This is a genomic window from Streptosporangium sp. G12, from assembly GCF_052983175.1.
The window spans coordinates 1-3,185 of the sequence record NZ_JBRIQO010000074.1 but is presented as its reverse complement, the minus strand read 5'-3'; the positions used below and the strand labels follow the sequence as shown (position 1 = coordinate 3,185).

Annotated in this window: 1 rRNA gene; it reads left to right on the top strand. The window is 56.1% G+C overall.

Annotation, left to right across the window (positions count from 1 at the left end):
• Positions 1-50 precede the first annotated feature (50 nt).
• A 23S ribosomal RNA gene (locus tag ACVCAG_RS45590) occupies positions 51-3,179 on the top strand.
• Positions 3,180-3,185 lie beyond the last annotated feature (6 nt).

Sequence of the window (3,185 nt, the reverse complement as noted above, 5' to 3'; positions counted from 1 at the left end):
GGTCGCTGTTTGTTGTTTGAGATTTGCATAGTGGACGCGAGCATCTTTGTGGCCAAGTTTTTTAGGGCACACGGTGGATGCCTTGGCATCAGGAGCCGATGAAGGACGTGGGAGGCTGCGTTAAGCCCCGGGGAGTCGCCAACCAGACTGCGATCCGGGGATGTCCGAATGGGGAAACCTAGCACCAGTCATGTGGTGTTGCCTCCGCCTGAATGTATAGGGCGGTTGGTGGTAACGCGGGGAAGTGAAACATCTCAGTACCCGTAGGAAGAGAAAACAAATAGTGATTCCGTGAGTAGTGGTGAGCGAAAGCGGATCAGGCTAAACCGTAGGCGTGTGATAGCCGGCAGGCGTTGCGTTTGCGGGGTTGTGGGACCCTCTGGGAGGAACTGCCGTTCCTCCAGACAGTAAGAAATCCTTCCGATAGTCGAAGCTTCTGGGAAGTTGCGCCGTAGACCGTGAGAGTCGGGTAGGCGAAATTGGTTGGACTGTTTGAGGGGATCCCAAGTAGCACGGGGCCCGAGAAATCCTGTGTGAATCTGCCAGGACCACCTGGTAAGCCTAAATACTCCCTGATGACCGATAGTGAACAAGTACCGTGAGGGAAAGGTGAAAAGCGCCCCGGTGAGGGGTCGTGAAATAGTACCTGAAACCGTGTGCCTACAAGCCGTAGGAGCGTAAACAGAAGCTTGCTTTTGTTTGTGATGTGACTGCGTGCCTTTTGAAGAATGAGCCTGCGAGTTATGGTGTGTGGCGAGGTTAACCCGTGTGGGGGAGCCGTAGCGAAAGCGAGTCTGAATAGGGCGTTTGAGTCGCATGCTGTAGACCCGAAGCGGAGTGATCTAGGCATGGGCAGGTTGAAGCGCGGGTAAGACCGCGTGGAGGACCGAACCCACCAGGGTTGAAAACCTGGGGGATGACCTGTGTTTAGGGGTGAAAGGCCAATCAAACTCCGTGATAGCTGGTTCTCCCCGAAATGCATTTAGGTGCAGCGTTACGTGTTTCTTGCCGGAGGTAGAGCACTGGATGGCTAATGGGCCCGACAAGGTTACTGACGTCAGCCAAACTCCGAATGCCGGTAAGTGAGAGCGTAGCAGTGAGACTGCGGGGGATAAGCTCCGTAGTCGAGAGGGAAACAGCCCAGACCACCGACTAAGGCCCCTAAGCGTGTGCTAAGTGGGAAAGGATGTGGAGTCGCAGTGACAACCAGGAGGTTGGCTTAGAAGCAGCCACCCTTGAAAGAGTGCGTAATAGCTCACTGGTCAAGTGATTCCGCGCCGACAATGTAGCGGGGCTCAAGTACACCGCCGAAGTCGTGGCATTCACATATTATCCGAGCCTTTGTGGTTTAGGTGTGTGGATGGGTAGGGGAGCGTCGTGCGGCCGGGGAAGCAGCGGAGTGATCCAGCTGTGGAGGCTGTGCGAGTGAGAATGCAGGCATGAGTAGCGAATCAGAAGTGAGAAACTTCTGCGCCGGATGACCAAGGGTTCCTGGGGCAGGCTAATCCGCCCAGGGTAAGTCGGGACCTAAGGCGAGGCCGACAGGCGTAGTCGATGGACAACGGGTTGATATTCCCGTACCCGCTACGATGCGCCAATACTGAATCCAGTGATACTAAGGGTCCTTAACCCCCCTAAAGCCTTCGGGCTTGGGGTGAGGGTGAACGCCTGGCCTGAACTGGTAGTAGGTAAGCGATGGGGTGACGCAGGAAGGTAGCCCAGCCCAGGCGATGGTAGTCCTGGGGTAAGCATGTAGGACGCGTTGTAGGCAAATCCGCAACGCATTAAGTCTGAGATGTGATGCCGAGCCGATTGTGGCGAAGTGGGTGATCCTATGCTGCCGAGAAAAGCCTCTAGTGAGTGTCGTGGCGGCCCGTACCCTAAACCGACTCAGGTGGTCAGGTAGAGAATACTAAGGCGATCGGGTGAACTGTGGTTAAGGAACTCGGCAAATTGCCCCCGTAACTTCGGGAGAAGGGGGGCCTTCGCTGGTGACGAGCTTCGCGCTCTGAGCTGGTGGGGGTCGCAGAGGCCAGGGGGAAGCGACTGTTTACTAAAAACACAGGTCCGTGCGAAGTCGTAAGACGATGTATACGGACTGACGCCTGCCCGGTGCTGGAACGTTAAGGGGACCGGTTAGTGGAGTTTACTCCGCGAAGCTGAGAACTTAAGCGCCAGTAAACGGCGGTGGTAACTATAACCATCCTAAGGTAGCGAAATTCCTTGTCGGGTAAGTTCCGACCTGCACGAATGGCGTAACGACTTCCCCGCTGTCTCAACCGCAGACCCGGCGAAATTGCACTACGAGTAAAGATGCTCGTTACGCGCAGCAGGACGGAAAGACCCCGGGACCTTCACTATAGCTTGACATTGGCGTTTGGAACGTCTTGTGTAGGATAGGTGGGAGACGGTGAAGCTATCACGCTAGTGGTGGTGGAGTCATTGGTGAAATACCACTCTGGTCGTTTTGAACGTCTAACTTCGGTCCGTGATCCGGATCAGGGACAGTGTCTGGTGGGTAGTTTAACTGGGGCGGTTGCCTCCTAAAGAGTAACGGAGGCGCCCAAAGGTTCCCTCAGCCTGGTTGGCAATCAGGTGTCGAGTGTAAGTGCACAAGGGAGCTTGACTGTGAGACCGACGGGTCGAGCAGGAGCGAAAGCTGGGACTAGTGATCCGGCGGTGGCATGTGGAAGCGCCGTCGCTCAACGGCTAAAAGGTACCCCGGGGATAACAGGCTGATCTTCCCCAAGAGTCCATATCGACGGGATGGTTTGGCACCTCGATGTCGGCTCGTCGCATCCTGGGGCTGGAGTAGGTCCCAAGGGTTGGGCTGTTCGCCCATTAAAGCGGTACGCGAGCTGGGTTTAGAACGTCGCGAGACAGTTCGGTCCCTATCCGCTGCGCGCGCAGGAGACTTGAAAGGAGCTGTCCCTAGTACGAGAGGACCGGGACGGACGAACCTCTGGTGTGCCAGTTGTTCCGCCAGGAGCACGGCTGGTTGGCTACGTTCGGAAGGGATAACCGCTGAAAGCATCTAAGCGGGAAGCTCGCCTTGAGATGAGGTCTCCCACCACGAGAGTGGGTAAGGCTCCCGGGAGACGACCGGGTTGATAGGCTGGAAGTGGAAGCGCAGTAATGTGTGGAGCTGACCAGTACTAATAGGCCGAGGACTTGACCACAAAGCA